Origin of the sequence: Microbacterium sp. I2, assembly GCF_051364985.1 — a bacterium.
Taxonomy (GTDB): domain Bacteria; phylum Actinomycetota; class Actinomycetes; order Actinomycetales; family Microbacteriaceae; genus Microbacterium.
The window spans coordinates 332194-352426 of sequence record NZ_JBLWIH010000001.1; the positions used below are offsets into that span (position 1 = coordinate 332194).

The window sequence follows — 20233 nt, forward strand, 5'->3', positions numbered from 1 at the left end:
TCGTTGGTCGGAGGTGGGGCCGGGGTCAGTGCGTGCCGTGCCCACCCCCGCCGCCGGAAGGCTCGGTGTTGCGGCTGGGCTCGCTCCTGCTGACGACGAACTGCGACATCAGCCCCTCGTCTTCGTGCAGCAGCAGATGGCAATGGATCATGTAGGGCTTGTCGTCGTCGACGTAGTCCTCGAACCGCATCATGATGCGGTACTGCCGGCGCGGCTCGAGGTAGATGGTGTCCTTCCAGCCCAGCAGCTCGGCGGGCGGCGGTGCGCCGTCGATGTCGAGCACTTGGAACTGGACGTCGTGAACGTGCCAGTTGTGCGGGAACAGGTCGCGGTTCGTGACGGTCCACAGCTCGGTCGAGCCGATCTGCATGACCTCGTCGATTCGGTGCATGTCCATCCGCAGTCCGTTGATCTCGCGGTTCTGCACCTCGAACGTGCGCTCGTAGTCGGCGTCTCGCTCGGTGAACCGCTCTACCGGCGCGAACCGGTCGGCGAGGGATGTCGAGGGCTGCAGCGCATCGGCGGCCTTGAGCAGCAGCACGTCGAACTCGTCGGTACCGCCGTAGGCCGACGACAGAGCGACAGCCCCGAGATCCGGCGGGAGCGAGCGGAGCATCGCCTCGGATCCGGGCTCGAGCCCCACCACGATCTCGGCGCGCTCCCCTGGCGAGAGGCGTACGTGATCGGTGGAGTGCGGCGCCTCGAGGAGTCCTCCGTCGGTGCCGACGAGCGAGAATTCGCGACCGTCGTCGAACGCGAAGTCGTAGGTGCGCGCGCTCGAGCCGTTCAGGATCCGGAGCCGCACCAGCTCGGTGGTCACGTCGAGGACGGAACCCCAGGCACCGTTGGTGAGGATGACGTTGCCCAGCAGGCCGACCTCGTTCCCCTGCGCGTCGAGCTGGAACTCACCGTCGGCCGTGAACTTCTTGTCCTGCACGACGAGCGGGATGTCGTCGACCCCGTATTGTGTGGGCAGGCCGTAGGCGCCGGTGTTCTCGTCGTCGAGGATGAACATCCCCGAGAGGCCGCGCAGCACATGCTCTTCGGTGTCGCCGTGCGGATGCGGGTGGTACCACAGCGTCGCGGCCGGCTGATCGATGCGCCACGAGGCGCGCCACTGCCCGTCGGGTTCGATGGGCTGGTGCGGTCCGCCGTCCATCGCGGCGGGAAGATGCATGCCGTGCCAGTGCACCGTCGTCGTCTCGGGCAGGTTGTTGGTCACCTCGACGGCGACCTTCTCGCCTCGCGTCGCGCGGAGCGTCGGGCCCAGGTAGTCGCCGTTGAAGCCCCACGTCGGCGTGGTCATGCCGGGGGTGAACTCCATCTGTCCCTCATCAGCCGTCAGCGAGAACACCCGCGTGCCGTCGACGACCCGCGACTCCGCCAGCGGGGGGACGGGCAGGGGCGTGTCGAAGGCCGGCGGCGCCTTCGGCTGGAAGACCGACGAATCCGAGAAGCCCGGCCCGATGGTGCAGGCCGTGACGACAGCCGCCACCGTCAGCAGGGTTGCCCCGAGCAGCACGACGGGTCCGACGGCGTTGCGGCGACGACGTGGCATGGGCGTCAGGAGCGGGATCGAGGGCGGCGCTGTGGTCATGGCAGGGACGATACGAACCCTGGCGGTGGCGTCGCGTCCGCACCGAGGCAACATGTCGAGTCGATTCGAAGCGACATGAGGTGTGTCGCCTGCGCGCGACACCCACACCCGCTCCCCGTCGATATCGCCGACGCGGTGCCGCCCGGTACCGTCGGGCGGGACGAGAAGGGGTGATGCGGCGTGGCCAAGCACGATGCGGCTGCTGCTCGGCGGCTGGGGCGGTCGCGGCATGGGCGATCGCGGCACGGCGCACGCCGCCCGGTCGCGACCTACCATGTCAGCATGATCGATGACGATCGCGGCATCCCCCGGTCCGAAGCGGGACCCGCACCCTGGGTCCTCGACGTCCTGCTCGGTATCGGCGTCGCCCTCACCGTGTCCCTGGTCATCGCCGCGGACATCAGCCGCGACCAGCCCGACGCGTGGGCATACCTCTGGGCCGTCGGTCTCGGTGCCCTCATGCTCGTGCGCCGCAGGTACCCGGTCGTCGTCGTCGCGCTCTCGGTCGTGGCCGTCGTCGCCTATTACGCGGCCGGCAACCCGCCGATCGGCGTCGCGGTGCCGTTGGCCGCAGCAGTTTTCTCCGCCGCCGAGTACGGGCGGATCGGTGCCGCGATCATCGCATCGGCGTCCGTCATGACGATCTCAGTCGTCTATCGTCTCGCCGACGATCAGGACCCGTCCTTCGTCGTGGGCTACGACCTCCCCGGGCACGCGCTGCTCCTGGCCGGCGCGGTCGCGCTGGGCGACAGCGTGCGGTCACGCCGTGAGCTTCGACGGCAGGCGGCGCAGATCGCCGAACTGACGGCGGAACGCTACGCGCGCGAGGCCGAGCAACGAGTGCTGGCCGAGCGCTTGGCGATCGCCCGCGAGCTGCACGACTCGGTCGGGCATGCTCTGACCGTCGTCACACTGCACACGCAGGTGGTCGAGGATGCCCTCGGGTCGGATGACGCCGAGGTCCGGCGTTCCCTCAAGGCAATCGCCGACACCACCGACGCGACCTTCACCGACCTGCGACGCACGGTCGCCAGCTTGCGCAAGGACGGCGTCGCATCGCGGGCGCTCCTGCGCATCTCGGACCTCGAGTCGGCGACGATCCCCGCGCGCCAGGCCGGCCTCGACGTGCAGCTACGAGTCGACCTTCGCTCCACGCCATCACCGACGGTGGAGGCCGCCGTGTACCGGCTCGTGCAGGAGTCGATCACCAACGTCGTCCGGCATGCCGACGCCACCCGCGTCGACGTCGACGTTCACGAGACCCCGGACGGAATGATCAGTGTGAGTATCGCCGACGACGGTCAGCGCGCGCCTCGTGCGCCGTCTGCCGCGGCTGCCGAGGGCGGGAACGGCATCGCGGGCATGCGGGAGCGGGCGCACCTTCTCGGAGGCACGTTCTCGGCGGAGAGTCGGGGTTCGGGATTCGCCGTGAGGGCGTCGATTCCTCTGGAGGTGGTGGAGAAGTGACCACGGTCTTGCTGGTCGACGACCAGGACCTGGTGCGCGCCGGACTGCGCGCACTGCTGACTCGGGATGAGTCGATCCATGTCGTCGCCGAGGCGACAGACGGGCGACGCGGCGTCGAGGCGGCGCGGAAGCACAGACCCGACGTCGTGCTCATGGACCTCCGCATGCCGGTGATGGACGGCATCGAGGCGACGCGCGTGATCCGAGCCGACGAGCAGTTGGCCGGCACGCACGTCGTCGTGCTGACCACCTTCGACGACGATGCCGACGTCGTCGAGGCGATCCGCGCGGGCGCGATCGGGTACCTGCTCAAGAACACCCCGCGTGACGAGCTGCGCGATGCGGTCAGGCGTGCCGGACAGGGCGAGCGTCTGCTCTCGCCCGCGATCACGCAGCGTCTGATGGACATGGTCGCGGCCGGTCACGCCGCCCCGGTGCCCGATCCTCGCCTGACTTATCTGAGTGCGCGCGAGCTCGAAGTGCTGACGAGGATCGGGCACGGCGATACCAACGACGAGATCGCGGCCATCCTGCACTTGAGCCCGGCGACGGCTCGGACGTACGTGAGTCGCATTCTCGCCAAGGTCGGGGCCCGCGACCGGCCCGAGCTGGTCGTCATCGCCCACAAGTCAGGCCTGGTCGTGTCGTAGCGCCTATGCAGCAGGGCGGCGCATGAACCAGCAGGGAACCCCGATGACCTCCGCCTCGTCGACCACGACGTAACCGAACCGCTCATAGAACTCGACGGCTCGCGGGCGGTCGGTCTCGAGGTAGCCCGTCGCGCCCGTCGCATCGAGCCTCGTCACGTGACGCAGCAGCAGCAGGCCCCCGATGCCCTGGCCGCGCAGATGCCGGTCGACCGAGACCGGTCCCAGGTGGACGTGCGGTGCGTCGGGGTCGTGCCGCGACCATGCGCTCTGCCACGACACCAGCCGTGAGGCAGCACCCGCGCCGAACGTGGACGCCCGTCCGAGCAAACGCAGCCGTGCCGCCAGGGTCGGCTGGCAATGGCCGGGCGGGGCCGATGCCGCGACCCCGGCGAGCGCGTCGCCCCGGTCGACCCCCTCGATCTGCCATGAAGGCGAATGGCGAAGAAGGGTGCGCATCAGCAGCTCGTGACGGCGCGCCCGCGAGGCGTCGTCACCCCGGTACGCGGCGACGTGCACCGGATTGTCGGTCATTCCCCGTCCGAGCAGCGTGGCTGCGGCGTCCAGATCGGAGCCGCCGAGGGAGCGAACGGACAGATAGGGCGATGAGGTTGCCATCTCGGGGCCTTCCTACGCGTCGATTGGGATCCCATCCTGCGATCCGCGGCGATTCGGAGGATGCCCCCGCCGGACGACTTTCCGACCGAGACCCGGCGCTCACCTCGTCGACGCGAGGCGACCCCGGTTGTCGTCCCGCGATGGTGCCCGCGGCGGCGCCCTGCGCGGGCACACGGGGGATCGTCCGGGGACGACGAGTGTCGCTCCGGAGCGACAGCATGACCGATCCCCGGCTGACGCGGATCTTCCGCCATCGCCGTTAGCTGGCTGCATGAGCCACGTCGACCCGTCGCCGCACCCGGCGACACCTCCGATTCCCGTCCGTGGCCGGATCAGCTGGGCGTCGGTGATCGGCTTCGGCACCCTCGGGCTCTTCTGGCCGGTACTGCGCCTGGTAAGGCTCGAAGCGTTGATCGGGGATCTCGGCACGGCGCTGGTCGCGCTCGTCGGGACGCTGCTGGTCTGGATGCTCGGCGCCGGATTCGGCGACGTACCGCGACCTGTGCTCACCCTCACGCTCTCCGGGGTCCTGTCCGGCGCGTTGCTCATCGCAACGACGGTGCTCGTCGGCGAATGGCCCGATTACGGCGTCGGCTTGAACGTCACGGCGGGCACCATCGAGATCTCGCGTGCTGCGGGTCTCGGAGCCCTCGCCGGCGTCATCGCAGGCGCCATCCAGCGGGTCCGGCGCCGACGAGCCTGATGCGCCCATTGACCGGTGTGTCGTCACCGCGCGACTCAGGTGTCGCTTCCGGGAGGACGACCTCGGCGGTGGTCGAGACCTAGCGTGACCACCATGACCTCCCACACACCTGCGAACCCGACTCCTCCCGTCCGACGACGTCCGCTCGGACTATCCGTTCTTGCCCTCATCGGGCTCGCGGCACTCGGTTTGCCGCGCGTGATCCTGCACGACCTTCACATCATCGAGGAGATGCAGCCGGCGTCATGGTTCCTGGCGCTCGCACCCGTCGCGGTCTGGATCGCCGTCGCCGTGGCCAAGAAGGTGCCGAATCCGTTCCTGACGGTCTTCGTCATCGGCCTGATCTTCGCGGTCATGCTCGCGATCACGCATCAGCTGCTGTGGTCTTCGCTGTATGCGGGCAATCCCGCCTTCCTCGACGACAGCGGCGTCCCGGGGGTGATCCCCCGACTGGCCGTTCTTCCCGGGAGCCTCTTCGCCGGCGCACTCACCGGCGCGGTCGGCGGACTCATCGCCTGGGGCATCCAGGCGGCGACCAGGTCCCGGCCGCCCCGGCCCTGAGCGCGCGGATGCATCCCCTCGTGCGATGCATCCACTGTGCCCGTCCTAGCTCGCCCGCGCCGCGGAGATCGTCGGCATGTGGTCGTCGCCCCAGTCTCCGAGCGGGCGAAGCGCCAGCTCGAGAGAGGTCCCCGCCGGGGTGAGGCTGTAGACGACTTTCGGGGGCACCTCCTGATGCACCTCGCGGTGGACGATGCCGTCACGCTCGAGCTCACGCAGGTGCTGCGTCAGCATCTTCTCCGAGACGCCCGGAAGCTCTCGCCGCAGCTCGCCCGTGCGACGGGGCCCCGTCGACAGGGCCCAGAGGATCAGCGGCTTCCACTTTCCGCCGACGACCGCCACCGCAGCATCCAGTCCGCAGAAGAACTCAGTCATGGCACATGTCTCCTTACCAATCGGTGGGTAGGGAACAAAATAGTGGGTACTTGCGCGATCGACGGTGCTCAGAAGACTGAGAATGTGACGACTGATCCAAATCCCCATGCCACGAACACCGTCTCCGTCCTCGGTCTCGGTCCGATGGGCACCGCACTCGCGCAGGCGCTGCTGAGCGCGGGCGCCGACACCACGGTCTGGAACCGCACGGCTTCGAAGGCACAGCCGCTCGAGCAGGCAGGTGCCACGGTCGCGCCGGATGCGGCCGCCGCGGTGGCGGCATCCGATCTGGTGATCACATGCCTGCGAGACCACGCCTCGACGCGGGAACTGCTGGACGAGCTGCCTGCTGAGGCGCTCGCCGAGCGCACCGTCGTGGTGTTCGCCTCCTCCACACCCAGTGAGGCGAGGGCGACGCAGGCCTGGGCGGACGACAAGGACATCCGCCTGCTGGTCGGAGCGATCATGGTGCCGACGCCCCTGATCGGCTCGCCGGAGGGACTCATTCTCTACAGCGGCCGGGAAGACCTTCTCGAAGCGCACCGCCCCACCCTCGAGAAGCTGGCGCCCCGCTCTCCGTTCGTCGGCGCCGACCCGGGAATGGCGTCGGTGCTCGACACCGCCATGCTGGAGGTCTTCTTCACCGGCATGACGGCGTTCCTCCACGCGGCCGCCGTCGTCACGGCCAACGGGCTGTCGGCCGCCGACTTCGTCCCGTGGGCGAACTCGATGCTCGACATCCTGCCCGAGACCTTCCGAGGCCTGGCCGAAGACACGGACCGCGGCGAGTATCCCGGGACCGAAGACAACCTCGCCATGGAGCTCTCCGCCCTCAGGCACATGGTCCACGCCAGTCACGACGCCGGAGTCGACTCCCGTCTGCCGGCTCTCCTGCGCGACGTCGCGCAGGACGCCGTCGACCGCGGGCACGGGGCCGACGGGTGGTCGCGAGTCGTGGAGGTGCTCCGCCAGCCGCGGTGATCCGATCGAGATCGTGGTGCGGCCAGCGGAGCGCACGTGCTCGCGGGAGCGTAGACGCGGAGTCACTCGAGCCACTACGTTGTGCACGACTCACGTTTCGTGAGGGGGGAACGACAAAGGAGCACGTCCATGGCGCAGTCACGTCCCGTCGGGGTCACCATCGTCGCAGTCCTCGCCTGGATATCCGGATTCTTCAGCATCCTGGGCGGGATCCTGTTGCTCATCAGCGGCCTGGAAGTCGCGAGCATGAGTCGGGAAGCCCTGATCATCGCTGCCGTCATCTCGATCATCGTCGGGATCGTCGTCATCATCGTGAGCTTCGGACTGTTCCGAGGCAGCAATGTCGCCCGGATCATCACCACGGTCGTGTTCGTGCTGAACATCGTCAACGCGGTCGTGCAGATCTTCACCGGCACTCAGAGCCTCTGGACGGCACTCCTGTCGGCGCTGCCGTCGATCATCGGTGTGATCCTGCTCTACACGAAGTCCGCGAACGCCTTCTTCAACCGATAGGCGCGCGGGGGCGGCCTACGCGGGCGTCGGCCTCAGGCGCTGTTGCGGGGATCGACGCGGTCGAGGAACGGGCGAACGCACCTCAGCGCCTCGTCCAGATGCGTCTCGAGCAGCCAGTGCCCGCCATCGAAGATGTGCAGTTCGGCATCCGGAAGATCGCGCAGGTATGCGCGGGCGGCACCCTCCGGCATGTAGCCGTCGTGCCGGCCCCATACGATGAGCGTCGGCGGTCGATGCTCGCGCAGGTAGGCCCGCTGCAGCGGAAAACGCTCGAGCGTCGTGCGCTGGTCGTGGAACAGCCGGGCGTACTCGTGGCGGCCTGGTGTCATCAACGCCCAGTGGAGTGTCCACAGGTCAGGCGGAACTCGAGTCGCGAGGTCGGCCGGGAGCTCGCCGACGAACTCGTCGCGGAATCCCTCCTCACTGATGTTGGCTGCCAGCTCGCGCAGCCCGAGGGGAGACGGGGCGTCCCAGTAGCCGCGGAGTGCCTCGTACTTGGGGCCGAACTGGTCTTCGTAGATGTCGCCGTTCTGGATCACCAGAGCAGTCACCCGCCCGGGATGCCGCATCGCGAGCTCAAGCCCGAACTGCGACCCGTAGTCGTGCAGGTAGAGCACATACTGATCGAGCGCGAGCTGCTCGGCGAACGCCTCGAGCCAGTCCGTGTATGCCGTGAAGGTGTACGGGAAGTCGTCGGGCGATGGCGTCGCGCTGTAGCCGAAGCCCGGAGCATCCGGAGCGATCAGCCGCCACCGATCCCCAAGCGCCGGCATGAGCGCGCGGAACTCGTACGAAGACGCCGGGTAGCCGTGCGGAAGCAGGAAGACCGGAGCGTCGCGGTCGCCGGCCTCACGATAGAACGTCGGGATGCCGCGCACGTCGACCGTCGACGTCGTCACCGGCGCGATCACGACGAGTGTCCCGTCGGTCGGGGCGTCCTGTGCGCCTCATCGAATCGCCGGTGTCGCGCTGCCATGCCGACAGGATACACACCATGTGTACAGCGTCAACATCGCACCGACCCGCCGGCCCCGGGCGCGCAGGCACGGCGTGCCACGACCCTGAGCCGAGGGGTGGATCGGCAGAGCCTGGCTCGCGTCACCGGCGGACGGTAGGAAGGATCCAGGCGAACGGGCGGACGAGAGGGCGTCGATGATCGATCGCGAGGGTCTGGCCGAGTTCCTCCGACGGCGCAGGGAGTCGCTCCAGCCCGAGGATGTCGGGCTCTCGCGCGGTCCGCGCCGGCGGACAGGTGGGCTGCGGCGCGAGGAGGTCGCCGCGCTGTGCCACATGTCGACGGACTACTACGCCCGCCTCGAGCGCGGCACCGGCCCGCAGCCGTCGGAGCAGATGGTCGCCTCGATCGCGCAGGGGCTGCACCTGTCATTGGACGAGCGCGATCACGTGTTCCGCCTGGCGGGTCACAATCCCCCGACCCGCGGCGCGTCGAGCGAGCACATCAGCCCGGGTCTACTGCGCATCCTCGACCGGTTGTCCGATACTCCGGCCGAGATCGTCACCGAGCTCGGCGAGACCCTGCGCCAGTCCCCGATGGGGGTCGCACTGCTCGGCGATGCGCGCCTCCGCGAGGGGCCCGCACGCAGTCTCGGGTACCGCTGGTTCACCGACCCGCAGACGCGCACGCCGTACCCGCCGGACGAGCAGCGGATGCTGTCGCGCGTGTACGCATCGGGTCTGCGCGAGCTCATCACCGTGCGAGGGCCGGAATCACGGCCCGCGTACCTCGCCGACCTTCTCATCGCCCAGAGCCCGGAGTTCCGGGAGCTCTGGGACTCCCACGAAGTCGGCGTGCGACCGCCCGAGGTCAAGAGGTTCCACCATCCCGAGGTCGGTGCGCTCGAGCTGAGCTGCCAGACCCTGCTCGACCCGGAGCAGTCGCACCGCCTGCTCGTGTACACCGCGGCGCCCGGCAGCGAGAGCTACGACAAGCTCCAGTTGCTCAGCGTGATCGGATCGCAGAGCCTGCGTTGACCGCATCCGGCACTCGATGCCGGCGCGACGACGGCGAGGGGTGGATCGGCGATCAGTGGATCGACGGGCACTGAACGCGGAAGCGACACCACCCGAGCATGGTCATGAGCACACCGCTCCCCGACCTGAAAGGGCCATCGCCATGACTCGTACACCCGGCATCCGGATTCCCGACCTGAACGGAAAGCTCGCCGTCGTGACCGGCGCCAGCGACGGCATCGGGTATGTCATCGCCTCACGACTCGCACAGGCCGGAGCCGAGGTCGTCATGCCGGTGCGCACTCCGGCCAAGGGCGACGCCGCGGCCGACCGCATCCGTCACCAGATCCCGGATGCCGCGGTCTCGACCCGTGCGCTCGACCTGTCGTCCCTGGAGTCGGTGACGGCGCTGACGGGCACCCTGCGGGGCGAGGGCCGCCCCATCGACATCCTCATCAACAACGCCGGCGTCATGACCCCGCCGAACCGTCAGCTCACGAAGGACGGCTTCGAGCTGCAGTTCGGCACGAACCACCTCGGCCACTTCGCGCTCACGCTGGGCCTGCTCCCGCTGCTGCGGCAGGGGCGTGCGCGGGTGACGCACCAGACGAGCATCGCGGCACGCAGCGGCGCCATCAACTGGAGCGACCTCAACTGGCAGAACGAGTACGACGGCATGAGGGCGTACGTGCAGTCCAAGATCGCGGTCGGGCTGTTCGCCCGTGAGCTCGACGCGCGCAGCCGGCGGGAAGGCTGGGGCATCAGCAGCAACCTGTCGCACCCCGGCGTTTCGCCGACGAACCTGCTGGCCGCGCAGCCGGCGCTGGGGCGAGCCCGCGAGGTCGGCGGTCGCCGCGTGATCCGGATGCTGTCACGCATCGGCATCGCGGGGACGGTGGCCAGCGCCGCCCTGCCGGCACTGATGGCGGCGACGGATCCGGATGGGCGCGGCGACGAGTTCTACGGTCCGAAGCGCGTCATGAGCGGACCGCCCGCCCGACGGGAGCTGTGGGCACCACTGACCGCCATGGACGATGCCCGCCGGGTGTGGGAGGAATCCGAGCGCTTCATCGGCGCGCACGTCGCCCGCTGAGGCTGCCCGACGCCGAGCGGCACCGAGCCTCAGACGAAGCGCACCCAGTTCGCCCCGCGACCGGTCTCGGCGCGCTGGAGCAGGTCGAGCCGGTCGCCGTCCACCGCGTACAGCGAGACCGTGGTCGACCGCTCCCCCGCCGCGATCAGGTACGCGCCGTCGGGGCTCACCGCAAAACCGCGAGGCTGCGGCTCGGTCGTGATGAAGTGCTCCGGCGCCGACACCGACCCATCGGCCTCGACGGCCACCGCGCCGAGCGTGCTCTCGGTGCGCTCGGTGCACCACAGGCGCCGGCCGTCGCCTGCGAAGTGGATGTCGGCACCCCAGATGAAGTGCTCCTTCATCGGGTCCGCCCCGAACCGGCTGTGACCGAGACCCTTCGAGGTGTCGAACGCCGTGGCGGCGTCGCGAAGCGCGAGTGTGCCCGCCTCGGTGTCACGCGTGAAGTGCAGCACCTCGCCCGAGAACTCGGTCAGCACATAGACGGCGTCCTGCGCGTCGTTGAGCACGAGGTGACGCGGACCACTCCCCGCGGGCGCAGCGACCGTCTCGGGCGTGAGCGGCACCAGCCGCAGGTCGTCGGCCAGCGAGTACTGGGCGACGAGGTCGGCGCCGAGCGACACGAAGTACGCGAAGCGGCCGTCGGCGCTGGGCAGCACGGCGTGCAGGTTCGGGAAGGCGATCCGCGAGACCGGCTCGCCGACGGCCCCGTCATCAACGGCGCAGCTGATCCCGTACCCGCCCCCGTACGACGCACCGAGCAGCCCCGTGCCCTCGCGCGTCAGGGCGAGGTAGTTCATGCCGCCGTCCGGCAGATCCAGGCGCGAGAGCGGCTCGAGCTGCCCGGTGTCGCGGTGCAGCCGCAGAGTCAGGATGCCGGCGCCCTCGTCGGCGGAGCGCCCCTTGACCCCTGCGTACACGAGGTCGCGGTCCGGATCCACCGCGAAAGTCGAGCAGCCCGACAGTCCGTCTGTCACGGCGAGGCGCTCGAGCGTCCCCTCCTCGATCCGGAACGTGCTGATGCTGCCGTCGCCGGCGTTGGCCACGAGTACGAGAGGGGCATCCGTCATGCCTCGATCGTACGCAGGCCCGGGCGCGCTCGCGCGAGCATCCGCGAGGGCTCAGCGCCGCGGCATCCGTCGCCCGCATCGCCCCGCGGCACCGCTCCGGCGGCCTCAGATCCAGAGGTCGGTCTCGTCGGGTCCCGACTCGGACCGCACGTTCTCGAGCTCCCGAAGCTCGTAGTGGTCGTTGTCGACGACATCGATGTGCTCGATGTAGATGGCTGTCGCGGGCGTCACCAGCACCTCGGCGGTGGTGACCGCACCGGCGGGCACCTCGACGAAGGCGCCGCCGTCGTGGACCGCGGTGAGGATCGCATGCTTCACGTCGACGACGCGGTCGTCGTCGGCGAGTGGATACGTGTGGCCATTGATGACCAACTGGTGGCGCGTTGTCACGTCGACCTTCCTGCCGCTCTCCCGGGAGCGGCACGAAGCGTCAACCCGTCATCGTCGAAAGGCGGGTATTCAGCTCCTGGCTTGTGTGAACTTCCTGGTCGAGGTTCTGCTGAAGAAGCGCGACGGCGTCGGCTGCTCCCATCGAGCGCGTCGCGAGGATGAGCGACTCGTACGCGGAGATCTCATAGTGCTCGTTCCCCAGGGCCGCAGAAAGCGTGACCTGGTCTCGCAGGGCGGGCGCGGATCGTTCGATCAGCGACGTTGCCTGCTTGGAGATGCCCTTGGTGCTCGGTGAAGCGGCGCTCGATACGGGGAAGCCGAGGACGCCGAACACACGACGCAGGATCTCGATCTGCTCCTTCGTCTCATCCGCGTGGTGGCGGAAGAGCTTCTTGACGTCGGCGGACTTCGCGGCCTGCGCAAGTTCGCCGAGGGCGGCCAGCGAGTCCTCCTCCATCGTGAAGGCGGTCCGCAGCTGGAAGCGGAGCAGGTCGGTGGGGGTTTCGAGCTTCGTCTGTGACATCAATGGTTCCTTTCGATGCTGCGACGTTACGTGCGCCCCCTTCAACGCCGTAGGGGGTTGCACCGAGGGCCGAGCGCCGCTACAGCGTCGGATGCGGAGCGCGACACGGGTCACCGGAAGTCCCGGGCCCGGTGCTGCACCCCCACCCGCAGATCCTCGAACCGGTCCGCGACGAGATTCGTCACGCCTTCGGCCGAACGCTCGAGAATGCCTCGAGCGATCAGCGCCGGCGAGTCGCGCACGATGCGGCGATAGCGGTTCCACACCCCCACCGAGCACACGACGTTGACGAGGCCGTGCTCGTCCTCGAGATTGAGGAAGGTGACTCCGGATGCCGTGGCCGGCCGTTGCCGGTGCGTCACGAGTCCCGCGACCTCCACACGGCGGCCCGTCTCGTGGCTGCGCAGCTCGCGCGAGGTCAGGATGCCGCGGGCATCCAGCTCGGACCGGTAGTGCGTCATCGGGTGATCGTCGGTCGAGATACCGGTGGCCCACAGGTCGGCGGCGAGGATCTCGTAGCTGGTGGGATCGGTGAACAACGGCGGCTGCACCGAGACGAGGGAGTCGGGCAGGAACTCCGGACGGTCCTGGGCCGCCGAGCCGGCGAGCCAGATCGCCTCGCGGCGGGCCAGCCCCAGGCTCTCGAAGGCTCCTGCCGTCGCCAGCGCCTCGACCTGCGCGGCGGTGATCCCGGTGCGGCGCACCAGATCGCGCAGATCGCGGAACGTCCCCTGCGCCTCGCGCTCCGCGACGATGCGCTGCGCGACCGACTTGCCGATGCCCTTCACCCCGGCAAGCCCCAGTCGCACCGCAAAGCCCGCGTCGCGGCGATGCGCCGCCGACTCGTCGGGGGCGTGGAGGTCGAACTCTCCCACCGGCGGCTGGTGCCGGTCCAGGCACGAGTCCAGCCCGGTGGGCCGGGCCTCGGTCGTTGAGCGAGCGAAGCGAGACGAAACGTCCTGCGGCGGCCCGGAGCGTTTCGTCTCGTCGCCGCGCTCCTCGCTCAACGACCGGGGGTCGTCCATCGGTTCGAGCACGGCCTCGACGCCGGACAGGTGCAGGTCAGGGCGACGGACCTCCACACCGTGGCGGCGCGCGTCCGACACGAGCGTGCCGGGCGAGTAGAAGCCCATCGGCTGCGCGCGCAGCAGCCCCGCCAGGAACGCCGCCGGGTAGTGCAGCTTGATCCACGAGCTGGCGTACACGAGCAGCCCGAACGACAGCGAGTGCGACTCGGCGAACCCGAAGTTCGCGAACGCCTGGATCTTCGCATAGATCGCGTCGGCGTCCTCCCCCACGAGGTTGTTCTTCGCCATGCCGGCGTAGAGCTTCTCCTTCAGCGAGTCGATGCGCTCGATCCCGCGCTTGGAGCCCATCGCCCGGCGCAGCAGGTCGGCATCCTCACCGCTGACCTCGCCGACGGCGACCGCCATCTGCATGAGCTGCTCCTGGAACACCGGGATGCCGAGGGTCCGCGCCAGCACCGGCTCGAGCTTCTCGTGGGCATAGGTCACCTTCTCGAGCCCCATCTTGCGCCGCACGTACGGGTGCACCGCGCCGCCCTGGATGGGTCCGGGACGGATCAGCGCGATCTCGATCACGAGGTCGTAGAAGCGTCGCGGCTGCAGCCTCGGCAAGAGCCCCATCTGTGCACGTGACTCCACCTGGAACACCCCGATGGAATCGGCGCGGCACAGCATGTCGTACACCGCCCTCTCCTCCTTGGGGATGGTCGAAAGCTCCCAGTCCTCGCCCGTCGAGGCGCGGATCATGTCGAAGCAGTACTGCAGGGCCGCCAGCATCCCGAGCCCCAGCAGATCGAACTTGACCAGGCCCATCCACGCGGCGTCGTCCTTGTCCCACTGGATCACCGTGCGGTTCTCCATGCGCGCGTGCTCGATGGGCACGACCTCGCCCACAGGCCGGTCGGTGAGCACCATGCCGCCGGAATGGATGCCGAGATGCCGCGGCGCCTTCAGCAGTTCCGAGGCGAACTCGATGACCTGGTCGGGGATGTCGTGGTCGTCGCCGGTATCGAGCATCGCTCCCCAGCGCTCCACCTGCTTCGACCACGCGTCCTGCTGGCCCGGCGAATGCCCCAGCGCCTTCGCCATGTCGCGTACGGCGTTCTTGGGCCGGTACTGGATCACGTTCGCGACCTGGGCGGCGCGCTCGCGCCCGTAGGTGGCGTAGACCCACTGGATGATCTCTTCGCGGCGATCCGAGTCGAAGTCGACGTCGATGTCGGGCTCCTCGTCGCGCAGGCTCGACAGGAACCGCTCGAACGGCAGGTCGTACGCGATCGCATCGACCGCCGTGATGTCGAGCAGGTAGCAGACGGCGCTGTTGGCCGCCGAACCGCGGCCTTGACACAGGATGCCGCGGCGCCGGGCTTCTTGCACGATGCCGTAGACGATCAGGAAGTAGCCAGGGAAGTCCTTCATCTCGATGACCCCGAGCTCGCGCTCGATGCGGTCGCGGTCCTTCGCCGCGAGATCGGGATACTTGCGGGGCACTGCGTCCCACACCAGCTTCCGGAGATACGACATCGGCGTATGCCCCTCGGGCACCTGCTGCTTCGGCAGCGCGGGCTTCGCGCGACGCAGCGGGAAGGCGAGCTCGTCGGCCAGCGTCACGGTGCGGGCCACGGCATCCGGATACCGCACGAACCGCTCCGCCATCTCTGCCCCCGAGCGCAGATGAGCGCCCGCGTGCGACGGCAGCCAGCCGTCGAGTTCGTCCAGGCCCCGGTTCGCGCGCACCGCCGCGACCGCCGCGGCCAGCAGCTGCCGCCGGGGCACCGCGTAGTGCACGTTGTTCGTCGCGAGGAGCGGCAGTCCTCGCTCCCGGGCGAGCCCCGCCAGCACGTCGTTGTCGCGCGTGTCGAGCGGGTTGCCGTGATCCATGAGCTCGACGTGTACGGCCTCGCGCCCGAACAGCGCCACCAGCCGGTCGAGTTCGCGGGCCGCGGCATCCGGTCCCTCCCCTCCCGGCCCCAGCGCGCGACGCACCGCACCCTTGCGGCACCCGGTGAGGACCGCCCACTCCCCGCCGGCCTGATCGGCGAGCTCTTCGAGGTCGTAACGCGGCCGCCCCTTCTCGGCCCCCGCCAGCTGCGCGTGGGTGAGCGCGCCCGCGAGCCGGTGGTACCCCTCCTCGCCGCGCGCCAGCACGAGCAGATGCGACCCCACCGGGTCGGGCTCGCCGTTCTGCGGCTGCGGAAGCTCGAGCGACAGCTCGGCACCGAACACGGTCTTCAGCTCGAGCGACTCTGCGGCCTCGGCGAAGCGCACGATGCCGTAGAAGCCGTCGTGGTCGGTGATCGCGAGCGCGTGCAGCCCGAGCCTCTCGGCCTCTTCGGCGAGTTCTTCGGGAGAGGACGCACCGTCGAGGAACGAGAACGACGAGTGCGCGTGCAGCTCCGCGTACGGGATCACCTCGGGCGGGCGATCGATCTTCGGCGGCACATACGGACCGCGCTTGTGCGACCACGCCGGGCTGTCGCCGCCGTCCGCATCCGCGGGGCGCGCGTCGGGACGGCGGCGCCCGCTCAGCACGCGCTCCATCTCGGACCACGGCACACCGGGGTTGTGGAAGCCCATCAGCGATCACCGCCGTCACTCGTCGGCTCGAGGCGTTTCGTCTCGCTCGTTCCTCGCTCGCTCAACGACCGGGCTCCCGGTCGTTGGGCGAGCGAAGCGAGACGAAACGCCCCGCGGAGCGCGTCAGTCATACGCCGCCTCCGCCGTCCACGTGTCGCCCTCGCACACGAGCAGCCACGCCCCACCCTCGACGTCGACGACCTGGAACCGGTGCGCGCGACGCGCCCGCGCGGCATCCCATCCCCTCTCGACCACCGGCCACGGCCCCGCCCATGCTTCGATCCCGCGCCGGCGCCCGCTCTCTACGAGAAAGGCCGGGACCGCCGAGACATTGCCCCGCTCGTCGACGTCGATGATCTCGCCGCCCAGGGCGCGCACGTCGACCGGCACCGGGTCGGCGAACACCGTCGCCGGCAGCGGATCGGGCAGACTCCCCGGCCACGGCCGGCTGCGCTGCGCGGCGAGTCCGTCGGGGCCCTTCTCGTGTCGGTCCCCCCACGGCACGAGCACCTGCCGCTCGGCGAGCCACCGGCCCCCGCCGATCGCGGGGGTCAGCACACCGCGATGGCCGAGCATCGCCTGCACGCGCGACAGCGCATGGTGCACGCGCTCCTCCGGTCCGCCGCCGAAGAGCGCGGGGGCGTGATGGGATGCCTCATCCACCGCCTCGGGCGAGATCCGCACGAGTGCGACCCCGCTGCGCAGCCCTCCCCCGTCCGTGCCGCCGCCGACGTCCTCGGCGAGCTGCCAGCGCACCCGGTCGACCACCGCGGCGGCGTCGAACGAACCGGGATGCAGCCACACCCGCTCGCTGCGCTCGCCCCGGTCGCCGACGAGCTCGACGCGCAGCTCGGTGCACACGAGATCGACCGCTCCGAGCCCCGCGATGAAGTCGTCGGCGGTCAGGCGCATCGCGAACGCCACCTGGTCGGCGATCTCGAGCGGCGGCTCGAACGCGACCTCGCGCTGCAGCTCGGGCGGGGGCGTCCGAGGCTCGACGGGGCGCGAGTCGCGGCCGGCCGCCAGGGCGTGCACGCGGGTGCCGCGCTCGCCGAACCGCTCGCGCACCCGATCGGGCTCCATCGCGGCGAACGCGCCGAGCGTCTGCACGCCGAGTCTCGCAAGCAGTCCCACGAGGTCGGCCGTCTCGCCCGCGGAGAACGACGAGGCATCGAGCACCGCCACCGACAGCGGAGCGAGGAAGCCGGCGGCGCCGCCCGCGGGCACGACGAACACCGGGTCCCGCGTGCTCGCACCGGCCTTCGCCGCCTGCTCGGCCGTGAACGGCCCGTCGGCGATCCCCGCCCGCACCTCGTCGAGACCGAAGCCGTGCAGCGCCTCGATCAGCACGCGCGCCGCCTCGGCCTCACCGCCGTAGTACCGGGCGGGGCCTCGCACCCGCAGTGCGCAGAGCCCTGCACGCACCAGCTGCACGCCCGGCGCCTTCTCTTCGATCAGCGACACGATCGGCGCGAACGCGCGATGCTCGCGCGCAGCATCCCCCGCCACCACCGTCAGCCCCGGGCAGCGCGCCTGCGCATCGCGGCGACGCTGGCCGCGGCGCACCCCCTCGGCACGTGCCGCAGCCGAGCACGCGACGACGAGATTGCGCTCGACGACGGCGACCGGACGCGCCGGATCCATCGACACCGCCGCGTCACGGGCCAATGCCGTGACCGGCCAGTCCGGAAACCACAGCACCAGACTGCGCACCGGAGACCGCAGCGCCATGTCAGCCCACCGCCCTGGCCTCGAGGGGGTAGGCCGATCCCGCCTCGACATCGACGGGACGCACCGGCTGCATCCGCGCCTGCTCCGGCGTCGCCGAGACGTGTCCCGCGGCATCCGGCAGCATCACCCGCGCGCGACGCGGGCGCGGCCAGCGCCGGCTGGAGGCGGTGAGGGTCACCTCGCGCCCGGCGAGATACCCGTGGCCGCGCCCCACGCCCTCCCACACCGGGTCGCCGACCTCGAGCGCCGCCTCGGCCTGCGGCCACGGCCCCTGCACCAGCAGCACGGCACCACGGTCGCGCAGCCGCGCCGCCAGTCGCGCCACCTCGCCGTCGGGTGCCCGCCCGGACGGGCGGACGGCCACCACTGGCAGCACCTCGGCGACGGTCGCGGTCACCGCGAGCCAGCGGGCGCCCGGATCCGGAACGAGCACGAGCCGCGACAGATCGACTCCCAGCGCCTCGGCCGCTTCGGCGCCGAGCCGAGGCATCCCCACCACCCCGCACCACGACCCGGACTGCGTCGGCTGCGCCAGCAGCGCCAGCAGCAGCGACGTCGAGCGCGGGAGCGAGTACGCCGCGCCCGGCTGCAGGCCCCCACCCGGAAGCAGGGCCGCGAGCGCGGGATGCACCGGGAGCACCGGCGCGTCGAGCCGGCGACCCTGCACGCGCTCGACCTGGGCGCGCAGCCGCGCGACAGTGCTCGTCAGACCAGTGCTCGTCAGACCAGCGCCCGTCAGACCAGCGCCCGTCAGACCAGCGCCCGTCAGACCAGCGCCCGCCAGCTCGACGCCGCTCGACTCTGCGCCCCCCGGCTCCTGGCCGACGGGCTCGAGCACATGCTGTGCTGTGAGCTGCACGATCGCCCCCATCCCCTCAGGCTAGAACACATGTTCTATGTGTTCAACCGCAGGGAACGAGGATACCTCGCACTTCCGACAGTTATGTTCGAGGAAAGTAGCCGTCCTGCCCGGGCGAGGCCCCTCTCGCGCTGCGGAAACCGGCGTCCGCGGTCCGTTCGGCGCGGGTGCCGATGGTCGCGCGGTCGAAACCTGCACGCGCTACCGTCCTGTACGGGCGCGACCGCCGGTTTCGGCAGCGCGGACCAGCGTCAGCGGAACAGCACGAAGGACCTGAGCTGATTCGGAGCGAAGTCGTGCGCTTCGACGAGCCCACGCGACTCGTAGAACGCCCGCTGAGCCGGTTCAGCGTCGGTCAGCAGGACCAGTTGACGGATGCCGTCGGTCCGAGCCAGGATATCGTCCAGCAGTGCCCCGCCGACGCCCCGTCGCTGGTACTCGGGCGCGACGAGGATGTCCTGCAGGTAGGCGACCGTCAGCCCATCCGAGACAGTCCTGGCCAGACCTACGAGCCCGCCGGACTCGCTCCGCGCCACGAGCACGCAGTACGAGGCGTTCACCGCGTCGACGAGCCGCTCCGCATCATCGGTGTAGGCGGTCCAGCCCACCGATCGGTAGAGGTCGACCAACTCGGTCGCCGCAGGCAGCTCGGCCGTGATCGTGAACGTCATCCACCGATCCTGACAGTCTGGATCGGGCTCAGCGAATCACGCGGCACGCGCGGCCGAAACCGGCACACGCGGCAATCCTCTGCGGGCGCGAATGCCGGTTTCTGCAGCGCGGGCGAATCCCGTCACGACCTCACGCGGCGAGCGCGAGATACGGCTCCCACCGCGGGTCGGTGCGCTCGGTGCCGCGGACGGTCCACTGCGCACCGCGCGGCGGGTGCGGTGTGAAGCGCAGCTCCCAGTTCATCTCCTGCGGCGTGCGATCGCCCTTGGTGTTGTTGCAGCGCAAGCAGCACGCGACCAGGTTCTCCCACGAGTCCGCACCCCCGCGCGAACGCGGCAGCACGTGATCGATGGTCGAGGCGGCCTTGCCGCAATAGCCGCAGCGATGGTTGTCGCGCCGGAGCACCCCTCGCCGGGTCACCGGAACACGGCGACCACCGGGAACGCGCACGTAGCGCGTCAGGATGATCACCGCCGGGCGCTCGTACGAACGTCTTGTCCCCCACACCGGTTCGGTCTCGGTGTGCTCGATGACGGTCGCCTTCTCGTTCATCACGAGCACGAGAGCACGTTTGAACGACACGACCGCGAGCGGCTCATAGCCCGCATTCAGCACCAGAGTGCGCATTGATCATCCTCTCGAATGGCCGGGACGGCTTCTCGGTTATTCGAATTCGTGACGATCGAGTGCGCAGGGGCACGAAAAAAGGCGCTGTCTACAGACAGCGCCTTGGCGCCACGGCGAGACCGTGGCATCCGCTCGTGCAATGCCGAAGGACGAGGCGTCCGAGCGCATCCGTGGTTCGGATGCGTGGTGTGCGGCCCATCGGCTCCCTCCGCTCTCTCAGCGTCGGATCTCAG

Annotated in this window: 20 protein-coding genes; 8 read left to right on the top strand and 12 right to left on the bottom strand. The window is 69.9% G+C overall.

The features are described from left to right. Positions 1-25: 25 nt before the first annotated feature. Positions 26-1597, bottom strand: coding sequence for a multicopper oxidase family protein (locus ACLKM7_RS01500; protein ID WP_436445244.1), 1572 nt, complete (start codon positions 1595-1597; stop codon positions 26-28). A gap of 282 nt (positions 1598-1879) precedes the next feature. Between ACLKM7_RS01500 and ACLKM7_RS01505 the strand changes: the two genes are divergently transcribed. Next, positions 1880-3064, top strand: a complete 1185-nt coding sequence (locus ACLKM7_RS01505; RefSeq protein ID WP_436445245.1) for a sensor histidine kinase — start codon at positions 1880-1882, stop codon at positions 3062-3064. After that, positions 3061-3714, top strand: coding sequence for a response regulator transcription factor (locus tag ACLKM7_RS01510; RefSeq protein ID WP_436445246.1), 654 nt, complete (start codon positions 3061-3063; stop codon positions 3712-3714). The genes ACLKM7_RS01505 and ACLKM7_RS01510 overlap by 4 nt, the downstream gene beginning before the upstream one ends. A 3-nt stretch (positions 3715-3717) precedes the next feature. On the opposite strand, the gene ACLKM7_RS01515 is transcribed toward ACLKM7_RS01510, so the two are convergent. Then, positions 3718-4329 carry a GNAT family N-acetyltransferase gene (locus ACLKM7_RS01515; protein WP_436445247.1) on the bottom strand — a complete coding sequence of 204 codons (612 nt, stop codon included), beginning with the start codon at positions 4327-4329 and terminating at the stop codon, positions 3718-3720. A gap of 271 nt (positions 4330-4600) precedes the next feature. On the opposite strand from ACLKM7_RS01515, the gene ACLKM7_RS01520 reads away from it, so the two are divergent. Next, positions 4601-5032 carry a hypothetical protein gene (locus ACLKM7_RS01520; protein ID WP_436445248.1) on the top strand — a complete coding sequence of 144 codons (432 nt, stop codon included), beginning with the start codon at positions 4601-4603 and terminating at the stop codon, positions 5030-5032. Between the two features lie 93 nt (positions 5033-5125). Further along, complete coding sequence (locus tag ACLKM7_RS01525; protein WP_436445249.1) at positions 5126-5593, top strand: hypothetical protein; 468 nt, start codon at positions 5126-5128, stop codon at positions 5591-5593. 45 nt (positions 5594-5638) lie between these two features. Here the strand turns inward: ACLKM7_RS01525 and ACLKM7_RS01530 are convergent, their stop codons facing one another. Next, positions 5639-5968, bottom strand: coding sequence for a winged helix-turn-helix transcriptional regulator (locus ACLKM7_RS01530; protein ID WP_436445250.1), 330 nt, complete (start codon positions 5966-5968; stop codon positions 5639-5641). Between the two features lie 84 nt (positions 5969-6052). Between ACLKM7_RS01530 and ACLKM7_RS01535 the strand changes: the two genes are divergently transcribed. Both ACLKM7_RS01535 and ACLKM7_RS01540 read left to right on the top strand, forming a co-directional pair. Further along, complete coding sequence (locus ACLKM7_RS01535; RefSeq protein WP_436445251.1) at positions 6053-6949, top strand: NAD(P)-dependent oxidoreductase; 897 nt, start codon at positions 6053-6055, stop codon at positions 6947-6949. A gap of 129 nt (positions 6950-7078) precedes the next feature. After that, the gene (locus ACLKM7_RS01540) at positions 7079-7462 is read left to right on the top strand and encodes a hypothetical protein (protein WP_436445252.1); all 384 of its coding nucleotides are present in this window, start codon (positions 7079-7081) and stop codon (positions 7460-7462) included. Positions 7463-7494: 32 nt separating this feature from the next. On the opposite strand, the gene ACLKM7_RS01545 is transcribed toward ACLKM7_RS01540, so the two are convergent. Further along, on the bottom strand, positions 7495-8361 hold the full coding sequence (locus ACLKM7_RS01545) for an alpha/beta fold hydrolase (protein WP_436445253.1): 867 nt from the start codon (positions 8359-8361) through the stop codon (positions 7495-7497). A gap of 253 nt (positions 8362-8614) precedes the next feature. Here ACLKM7_RS01545 and ACLKM7_RS01550 point away from each other — a divergent pair, with 253 nt between their 5' ends. Then, positions 8615-9454, top strand: coding sequence for a helix-turn-helix transcriptional regulator (locus ACLKM7_RS01550; RefSeq protein ID WP_436445254.1), 840 nt, complete (start codon positions 8615-8617; stop codon positions 9452-9454). A 142-nt stretch (positions 9455-9596) separates the two neighbouring features. Continuing rightward, entirely contained in the window at positions 9597-10526 is a 930-nt protein-coding gene (locus ACLKM7_RS01555) for an SDR family oxidoreductase (protein WP_436445255.1), read from the top strand. Between the two features lie 29 nt (positions 10527-10555). Here the strand turns inward: ACLKM7_RS01555 and ACLKM7_RS01560 are convergent, their stop codons facing one another. The 8 genes from ACLKM7_RS01560 to ACLKM7_RS01595 form a co-directional block, all read right to left on the bottom strand. Then, positions 10556-11596, bottom strand: a complete 1041-nt coding sequence (locus tag ACLKM7_RS01560; protein WP_436445256.1) for a lactonase family protein — start codon at positions 11594-11596, stop codon at positions 10556-10558. A 105-nt stretch (positions 11597-11701) separates the two neighbouring features. Continuing rightward, a complete protein-coding gene (locus ACLKM7_RS01565) occupies positions 11702-11986 on the bottom strand; it encodes a hypothetical protein (protein WP_436445257.1) in 285 nt (94 codons plus the stop codon). Positions 11987-12026: 40 nt separating this feature from the next. Next, positions 12027-12509 carry a ferritin-like domain-containing protein gene (locus tag ACLKM7_RS01570; protein ID WP_436445258.1) on the bottom strand — a complete coding sequence of 161 codons (483 nt, stop codon included), beginning with the start codon at positions 12507-12509 and terminating at the stop codon, positions 12027-12029. A gap of 110 nt (positions 12510-12619) precedes the next feature. Continuing rightward, positions 12620-16111, bottom strand: a complete 3492-nt coding sequence (locus ACLKM7_RS01575) for an error-prone DNA polymerase (RefSeq protein WP_436445260.1) — start codon at positions 16109-16111, stop codon at positions 12620-12622. A gap of 123 nt (positions 16112-16234) precedes the next feature. Beyond that, on the bottom strand, positions 16235-17842 hold the full coding sequence (locus tag ACLKM7_RS01580; protein WP_436445262.1) for a DNA polymerase Y family protein: 1608 nt from the start codon (positions 17840-17842) through the stop codon (positions 16235-16237). Between the two features lies 1 nt (position 17843). Further along, positions 17844-18566 (bottom strand): hypothetical protein, encoded by a 723-nt coding sequence (locus ACLKM7_RS01585; RefSeq protein WP_436445756.1) that lies wholly within the window; start codon positions 18564-18566, stop codon positions 17844-17846. A gap of 386 nt (positions 18567-18952) precedes the next feature. Next, positions 18953-19372: a GNAT family N-acetyltransferase gene (locus ACLKM7_RS01590; protein ID WP_436445263.1), complete on the bottom strand. Its 420-nt coding sequence runs from the start codon at positions 19370-19372 to the stop codon at positions 18953-18955. 130 nt (positions 19373-19502) lie between these two features. Further along, positions 19503-20000, bottom strand: a complete 498-nt coding sequence (locus tag ACLKM7_RS01595) for an HNH endonuclease (RefSeq protein WP_168911026.1) — start codon at positions 19998-20000, stop codon at positions 19503-19505. Between the last annotated feature and the right edge of the window lie 233 nt (positions 20001-20233).

What these genes read in the sequence shown, in the direction of transcription:
- ACLKM7_RS01500 (WP_436445244.1), bottom strand. Translation starts at nt 1,597, where the DNA reads ATGACCACAGCGCCGCCCTCGATCCCGCTCCTGACGCCCATGCCACGT.
- ACLKM7_RS01505 (WP_436445245.1), top strand. Translation starts at nt 1,880, where the DNA reads ATGATCGATGACGATCGCGGCATCCCCCGGTCCGAAGCGGGACCCGCA.
- ACLKM7_RS01515 (WP_436445247.1), bottom strand. Translation starts at nt 4,329, where the DNA reads ATGGCAACCTCATCGCCCTATCTGTCCGTTCGCTCCCTCGGCGGCTCC.
- ACLKM7_RS01520 (WP_436445248.1), top strand. Translation starts at nt 4,601, where the DNA reads ATGAGCCACGTCGACCCGTCGCCGCACCCGGCGACACCTCCGATTCCC.
- ACLKM7_RS01525 (WP_436445249.1), top strand. Translation starts at nt 5,126, where the DNA reads ATGACCTCCCACACACCTGCGAACCCGACTCCTCCCGTCCGACGACGT.
- ACLKM7_RS01530 (WP_436445250.1), bottom strand. Translation starts at nt 5,968, where the DNA reads ATGACTGAGTTCTTCTGCGGACTGGATGCTGCGGTGGCGGTCGTCGGC.
- ACLKM7_RS01540 (WP_436445252.1), top strand. Translation starts at nt 7,079, where the DNA reads ATGGCGCAGTCACGTCCCGTCGGGGTCACCATCGTCGCAGTCCTCGCC.
- ACLKM7_RS01550 (WP_436445254.1), top strand. Translation starts at nt 8,615, where the DNA reads ATGATCGATCGCGAGGGTCTGGCCGAGTTCCTCCGACGGCGCAGGGAG.
- ACLKM7_RS01555 (WP_436445255.1), top strand. Translation starts at nt 9,597, where the DNA reads ATGACTCGTACACCCGGCATCCGGATTCCCGACCTGAACGGAAAGCTC.
- ACLKM7_RS01560 (WP_436445256.1), bottom strand. Translation starts at nt 11,596, where the DNA reads ATGACGGATGCCCCTCTCGTACTCGTGGCCAACGCCGGCGACGGCAGC.
- ACLKM7_RS01570 (WP_436445258.1), bottom strand. Translation starts at nt 12,509, where the DNA reads ATGTCACAGACGAAGCTCGAAACCCCCACCGACCTGCTCCGCTTCCAG.
- ACLKM7_RS01575 (WP_436445260.1), bottom strand. Translation starts at nt 16,111, where the DNA reads ATGGGCTTCCACAACCCCGGTGTGCCGTGGTCCGAGATGGAGCGCGTG.
- ACLKM7_RS01580 (WP_436445262.1), bottom strand. Translation starts at nt 17,842, where the DNA reads ATGGCGCTGCGGTCTCCGGTGCGCAGTCTGGTGCTGTGGTTTCCGGAC.
- ACLKM7_RS01590 (WP_436445263.1), bottom strand. Translation starts at nt 19,372, where the DNA reads ATGACGTTCACGATCACGGCCGAGCTGCCTGCGGCGACCGAGTTGGTC.
- ACLKM7_RS01595 (WP_168911026.1), bottom strand. Translation starts at nt 20,000, where the DNA reads ATGCGCACTCTGGTGCTGAATGCGGGCTATGAGCCGCTCGCGGTCGTG.